Source organism: Pantoea sp. B9002, from assembly GCF_013385945.1.
Taxonomy (GTDB): Bacteria; Pseudomonadota; Gammaproteobacteria; order Enterobacterales; family Enterobacteriaceae; genus Pantoea.
This window is the reverse complement of record NZ_JACAPA010000020.1, coordinates 113,376-119,514: the sequence shown is the minus strand read 5'-3', so window position 1 is coordinate 119,514 and position 6,139 is coordinate 113,376. Positions and strand designations below refer to the sequence as shown.

At 53.8% G+C, this 6,139-nt stretch carries 6 protein-coding genes; 2 read left to right on the top strand and 4 right to left on the bottom strand.

Going from position 1 to position 6,139, the window contains the following annotated elements; all coding sequences use genetic code 11:
* Positions 1-94: 94 nt before the first annotated feature.
* The 3 genes from lpxM to znuA form a co-directional block, all read right to left on the bottom strand.
* Entirely contained in the window at positions 95-1,069 is a 975-nt protein-coding gene (gene lpxM / locus HX773_RS12490; protein ID WP_176971750.1) for a lauroyl-Kdo(2)-lipid IV(A) myristoyltransferase, read from the bottom strand.
* 126 nt (positions 1,070-1,195) lie between these two features.
* Positions 1,196-2,524 carry a murein DD-endopeptidase MepM gene (mepM, locus tag HX773_RS12485; RefSeq protein WP_176971749.1) on the bottom strand — a complete coding sequence of 443 codons (1,329 nt, stop codon included), beginning with the start codon at positions 2,522-2,524 and terminating at the stop codon, positions 1,196-1,198.
* 13 nt (positions 2,525-2,537) lie between these two features.
* Positions 2,538-3,509: a zinc ABC transporter substrate-binding protein ZnuA gene (znuA, locus tag HX773_RS12480; protein WP_176971748.1), complete on the bottom strand. Its 972-nt coding sequence runs from the start codon at positions 3,507-3,509 to the stop codon at positions 2,538-2,540.
* A 77-nt stretch (positions 3,510-3,586) separates the two neighbouring features.
* Here znuA and znuC point away from each other — a divergent pair, with 77 nt between their 5' ends.
* Both znuC and znuB read left to right on the top strand, forming a co-directional pair.
* The gene (gene znuC, locus HX773_RS12475) at positions 3,587-4,342 is read left to right on the top strand and encodes a zinc ABC transporter ATP-binding protein ZnuC (protein ID WP_176971747.1); all 756 of its coding nucleotides are present in this window, start codon (positions 3,587-3,589) and stop codon (positions 4,340-4,342) included.
* The gene (gene znuB / locus HX773_RS12470; RefSeq protein WP_176971746.1) at positions 4,339-5,124 is read left to right on the top strand and encodes a zinc ABC transporter permease subunit ZnuB; all 786 of its coding nucleotides are present in this window, start codon (positions 4,339-4,341) and stop codon (positions 5,122-5,124) included. Before znuC ends, znuB begins: the two co-directional genes overlap by 4 nt.
* Before the next feature lie 7 nt (positions 5,125-5,131).
* On the opposite strand, the gene ruvB is transcribed toward znuB, so the two are convergent.
* Positions 5,132-6,136 (bottom strand): Holliday junction branch migration DNA helicase RuvB, encoded by a 1,005-nt coding sequence (ruvB, locus tag HX773_RS12465; RefSeq protein WP_007889560.1) that lies wholly within the window; start codon positions 6,134-6,136, stop codon positions 5,132-5,134.
* Positions 6,137-6,139 lie beyond the last annotated feature (3 nt).

The window sequence follows — 6,139 nt, the reverse complement described above, 5'->3', positions numbered from 1 at the left end:
CATCAGCCCGGTTTGTACCTTCATGCGCACCTGCATACATATGCAAACTAATGCTTTACTGAGCCGCATTACGCCATAAATGGCGACTGTTGATTTACTTCTTAGGATAAAGATCTTTGCGCACGTAAGGTTCGATATCCCCTTCCTTCCGCGTTTTCAGCAACTTCAGAATCCAGGTGTACTGTTCTGGATGCGGGCGCACAAAGACTTCAACTTCTTCATTCATGCGACGCGCAAGCGTATTGTCATCAGCATCCAGCAAGTCATCCATTGGCGGACGCACATAGATTTCCAGGCGATGGGTTTCACTGTTATACACCGGGAACAGCGGTACCACGCGTGCGCGGCACACTTTCATCAAGCGGCCCACTGCGGGCAATGTGGCTTTGTAAGTAGCAAAGAAATCCACAAACTCGCTGTGTTCCGGGCCGTGATCCTGGTCCGGCAAATAATAGCCGTAATAACCCTGACGCACCGACGCGATAAATGGCTTAATGCCGTCATTACGGGCATGCATACGGCCACCAAAACGGCGTCGCACGGTATTCCACAGATAATCCATTAACGGATCGCTTTGATTGTGGAACATCGCCGCCATCATCTGGCCTTCAGACGCCAGCAGCATGGCTGGAATATCCACGCCCCAACCGTGCGGCACTAAGAATATAACGTTTTCTTTATTGGCCTGCAGTTGCTCAATGATTTCCCGGCCGTGCCAGTCAACACGCTTGCGTACATGCTCGGGATTACGGATGCCCAATTCGGCCATCATCGCCATCGCCTGCGGTGCGGTGGCAAACATACGATCAGCAATCTCTTCGCGCTGCGCTTCACTCAATTCCGGCAGGCAATAATAGAGATTGATCAGCGCACGGCGGCGCGCACTTTTCGCCAGCTTACCGGCGAACTTGCCCAATCCGCCCAAAATCGGATCGCGCACTTTGGCGGGAAGTAATGCCATGCCGGCCAGCGCGCCAACCGCCAACCAACTTCCCCAGTATTTCGGCTTTAAAAAAGAACGTTGAAAAACGGGAATAAACTCGCTGTTATTTTTCTTTCGGGTTTCCATGCACTCGCCTCTGACAATGACCGGTCAATAATAGTGACGATGGTTAATTTTGCAATCTTCATGCGCCAGATAGCAAAAAACCGACGAAGAATCCGTCGGTTTTTAAGTGTTACGCGCAATTATGCGTTATTTCAACGTCAACTGCGGCAACCAGGTTTTGACTTGCGCCATGTAAGTGCTGCGATCTTTACCGGTCAGACCTTCCATGCGCGGCAGTTTTGCCGTCAATGGATTCACCGCCTGATTGTTGATCCATACTTCATAGTGCAGATGCGGGCCGGTTGAACGTCCGGTGTTACCCGACAGCGCAATACGATCGCCGCGTTTCACTTTTTGCCCCGGTTTCACCAGTGCTTTACTCAGGTGCATGTAACGCGTCATGTACTGACGACCATGACGAATTGCCACGTAATTCCCGGCAGCACCGCCGTTTTTCGCCATCACCACTTCACCATCGCCCACGGCTAATACAGGCGTACCAATCGGCAGCGCGAAATCCACACCTTTATGTGGTGCAATGCGGCCGGTTACCGGATTAAGGCGGCGCGGATTGAAGTTGGAAGAGACACGATACTGCTTAACCGTTGGGAAACGCATAAAGCCACGCGCTAAACCAGACGCGTTGCGATCGTAGAACTTGCCGTCTTCCGCACGGAAAGCGTAATAGTCTTTGCCGCCGGTGCGTAAACGCACGCCTAACAGCTGGCTTTGGGCGCTTTTGCCATCGAGCATTTCACGTGACATCAGCACACTGAAGTCATCACCGGCGCGCAATTTGCGGAAATCCATCTGCCACTGCATCGCTTTAATCACGTTGCTGGTTTCGGCGCTGGTCAAGCCGGCACGCTGGGCGCTGGCAGCAAAGCTACCGCGCACTTCACCTTTAAGAACGTTATTTTGCCATTCACCCTTCTGCAGCTCCTGCTGCATCTTAAAGCTGCCGTTGGCGGAGCGCTGATAAGTACGGGTTTCACGACGATCGATTTCCCAGCTGAAGGTTTGCAGTTGTCCATCCGCATCCAGCGTCCAGCTCAGTTGCTGACCAACGCGCATATTACGCAGATCTTTATCGCTGCTAACCAGAGCGTTGATATCGCCCATCTCAATGCCGTACTGATTTAATGCGCTGCTCAGCGTATCGCCTGAAGAGACGGTGTAATCATGTACGTTAGGATTGTCCGGGACGTCTTTATCGATGTCGTCAGCAGGAATATCGTCGGACGGTTCTTCCGTTGTCTGATCAATCGGCTCGCTGGCTTCGGGCAACAGCGTGCGCAGTTCGTCTTTGTCCAACGCGATGGTTTTCACGATGGGCGCAACATCGCGCGGATGGTAAACGTAAGGCCGCCATACTGCGACGGCCAACGTGACAACGGTTAATGAACCCAGCATTACGCGGTGGGGGCGCGGCAAATTATTAAATGCGAGGGCGACAGAGCGGGCTATCTGCTGCACTTTTACCTATTCCTCATGCTCCATTCAGGCAGCTCGCATACTGGCTCGACAGCTGTGAAAGAAATTTCACGTAGCTGTCTTTGGATAAGCTGATGTCCATACCCAACGGATCTAACGTGCCTTTACGTACGGAAGTTCCACGGGACACGGCATCGATGACGGCCGGTCTGAATTGTGGTTCAGCGAAAACGCAAACGGCTTTCTGCTCAACCAACTGTGTTCGTATTTGATGTAAACGCTGGGCGCCCGGCTGGATTTCAGGATTGACGGTAAAATGACCTAAAGGTGATAAACCGTAGTGTTTTTCAAAGTAGCTGTAAGCGTCGTGAAAAACGAAATAACCCTTGTTCCGCACAGGCGCGAGTTGCGCGCCGATGTGTTTGTCTGCATCGGCTAATTCTGCCTTAAATTCCTGCAGATTAGCGTCAAGTTTGGCTTTGCTTTGCGGCATAAGTTCCAATAATTTTCCATGGATTGCAACCGCAGATTGTAAGGCCATGTCAGGGGACATCCACAGGTGCATATTAAACTGTCCGTGGTGGTGATGCGCATGAGACATGTCTTGGTCTTCGGAATTTTCTGAGTCGTGATCATGATCGTGACCGTGCTCATGTTCCTCATCGTCATCGTCGCCGCTAATCAAAAGCGGTTTTATGCCGGGCAATGCGGCAATTTCGAGGTTTTTATTGGCGGGTAATTCGGCCGCTGACTTAGTAAGAAATGCCTCCATCTCTGGGCCTGTCCACACTACTAAGTCTGCGTTTTTAATACGTTTTACATCAGAAGGACGCAAGGCATAATCATGCTCTGATGCGCCATCAGGCAGCAATACTTCAACCGGCGTAATACCATCTGCGATAGCCGCTGCGATAAATCCGAGAGGTTTAATTGAAGCAACCACCGCTGAGTGCGCGGAAAACGTGCTTGTGGCGGCAAATGCCGCAGCAGTAAGGGTGAAAATAAGGCGCTTTTTATTGTGTAACATAATACGTCATTCCATCGTGACCCGTTGATGGAATGTGATATTATAACATTCGAAATTCAATGCAACCCGTAAATAACATGCCGCCACTTGTCACACTTGAAAACATTTCTGTGAAATTCTCCCAGCGTCCGGTGCTCTCAGGCATTAGCCTCGCACTTGAGCCGGGGAAAATTCTCACCCTGCTCGGCCCGAACGGCGCGGGTAAATCCACGCTGGTTCGCGCGGTGTTGGGGCTGCTCAAACCCACCAGTGGCAGCGTCAAGCGCGCCGCTGATTTGCGTATTGGCTACGTGCCGCAAAAGCTGCACATCGACCCAACGTTGCCGATCACCGTTGAACGCTTTATGCGCCTGTCGCGCGGCACCAAACGCGATGCCATTTTGCCGGCGTTAAAACGCGTGCAGGCTGGGCATCTGCTGCATGCGACGCTGCAAAAACTCTCTGGCGGTGAAACCCAGCGAGTGCTGCTGGCGCGTGCATTACTCAATGAACCTCAGCTGCTGGTGCTGGATGAGCCGACACAAGGCGTTGACGTCAACGGCCAGGTTGCGCTGTACGATTTGATCGACCAGCTGCGCCGCGAACTGAACTGCGGCGTGCTGATGGTTTCACACGACCTGCATCTGGTGATGGCGAAAACTGACGAAGTGCTGTGTCTCAACCATCACATCTGCTGTTCCGGCACGCCGGAAGCGGTGTCACAACATCCCGAGTTTATTGCGATGTTTGGCCCACGCGGCGCGCAGCAGCTGGCGATTTATCGTCATCATCATAATCACCGTCACGATTTACAGGGACGCATTGTTCTGCGCAAAGGAAATGGCCCGTCATGATTGAACTGTTATTACCTGGCTGGCTGGGCGGCGTGTTGCTGGCGCTGGCGGCCGGTCCACTTGGCTCGTTTGTGGTGTGGCGTCGCATGTCTTACTTCGGCGATACTCTCGCGCATGCATCCTTGCTGGGCGTGGCGTTTGGTTTGCTGCTCAACGTCAATCCTTACTATGCGGTGATTTTGGTGACCGTGTGTCTGGCGTTGGGATTGGTGTGGCTGGAGCGACGCCCGCATCTGGCTATCGATACGCTGCTCGGCATCATGGCGCACAGCGCGCTGTCGCTGGGTTTAGTGGTTGTCAGTCTGATGCAAGGTGTGCGTGTCGACCTGATGGCTTACCTGTTTGGCGATCTGCTGGCGGTGACGCCTGATGATTTGTGGATGATGGGCGGCGGCGTAGCGATTGTACTGGCAGTGATGGCGTGGCAGTGGAATTCACTGTTATCGATGACCATCAGCCCGGAGCTGGCGCAGGTGGATGGCGTTAACATTCAGCGCACGCGTTTGATGTTGATGCTGGTGACCGCATTAACCATCGGCGTGGCGATGAAGTTTGTCGGAGCCTTGATTATTACCTCGCTGCTGATTATCCCGGCGGCGACGGCACGTCGCTTCTCGCGTTCGCCGGAACAGATGGCCGGTTTTGCGGTGATTGCCGGTATTATCGCGGTGACCGGCGGGCTGACCTTCTCCGCCACCTACGATACGCCAGCCGGTCCTTCGGTGGTGTTAAGCGCGGCGGTATTGTTCATCATCAGCATGGCAAAAAAACCGGCGGCATAACGCCGGTTTACTCTTCGCGACTGATACCAAAATGTTTGTAAGCATGCTGCGTTGCCATTCGGCCACGCGGTGTGCGTTGAATGAATCCTTGCTGGATCAGGAAGGGTTCAATCACATCCTCGATAGTTTCCCGCTCTTCACCAATCGCCGCTGCCAGGTTATCTAAGCCCACCGGACCACCCGAGAACTTATCGATAATCGCCAGCAACAGTTTGCGGTCCATGTAATCGAAACCCTGGCTGTCGACGTTAAGCATATCCAGCGCGCTGGCTGACACTTCGCCGCTCAGGTTGCCGTTGGCGCGCACTTCCGCAAAGTCACGCACGCGGCGCAGCAGGCGGTTAGCGATACGCGGCGTTCCGCGCGCACGACGCGCTATCTCCAACGCGCCCTCTTCGCTCAGCGCCAGGCCAAGACAGGCCGCGCTACGGCCCACAATGTGCTGCAGATCGGGCACGTTATAGAACTCAAGGCGCTGCACGATGCCGAAACGGTCGCGCAGCGGCGATGTTAAAGAACCGGCGCGCGTCGTGGCACCAATCAGGGTAAACGGCGGCAGATCGAGCTTAATCGAACGCGCCGCCGGACCTTCACCGATCATGATATCTAGCTGATAATCTTCCATCGCCGGATACAGCACTTCTTCCACCACCGGCGACAGGCGATGGATCTCATCGATAAACAGCACATCATGCGGTTCAAGGTTAGTGAGCATCGCCGCCAGATCGCCGGCTTTTTCCAGCACCGGGCCGGACGTGGTGCGCAGATTGACGCCCATTTCGTTAGCAACGATGTTAGCCAGCGTGGTTTTACCCAATCCCGGCGGGCCGAAAATCAGCAGATGATCGAGTGCATCGCCACGCAGTTTCGCAGCCTGAATGAAAATCTCCATCTGCTCGCGCACCTGAGGCTGGCCAACATATTCCGTCAGCAGCTTGGGGCGAATGGCACGGTCGAGCGTTTCTTCTTCATTAAAGGAACTGCCCGACACCAGACGATCGGCTTCAATCATGCT

Bases quoted from the DNA above. Each gene is read 5' to 3' on its own strand.
- lpxM (WP_176971750.1), bottom strand. From the start codon at position 1,069: ATGGAAACCCGAAAGAAAAATAACAGCGAGTTTATTCCCGTTTTTCAA.
- znuA (WP_176971748.1), bottom strand. From the start codon at position 3,509: ATGTTACACAATAAAAAGCGCCTTATTTTCACCCTTACTGCTGCGGCA.
- znuC (WP_176971747.1), top strand. From the start codon at position 3,587: ATGCCGCCACTTGTCACACTTGAAAACATTTCTGTGAAATTCTCCCAG.
- znuB (WP_176971746.1), top strand. From the start codon at position 4,339: ATGATTGAACTGTTATTACCTGGCTGGCTGGGCGGCGTGTTGCTGGCG.
- ruvB (WP_007889560.1), bottom strand. From the start codon at position 6,136: ATGATTGAAGCCGATCGTCTGGTGTCGGGCAGTTCCTTTAATGAAGAA.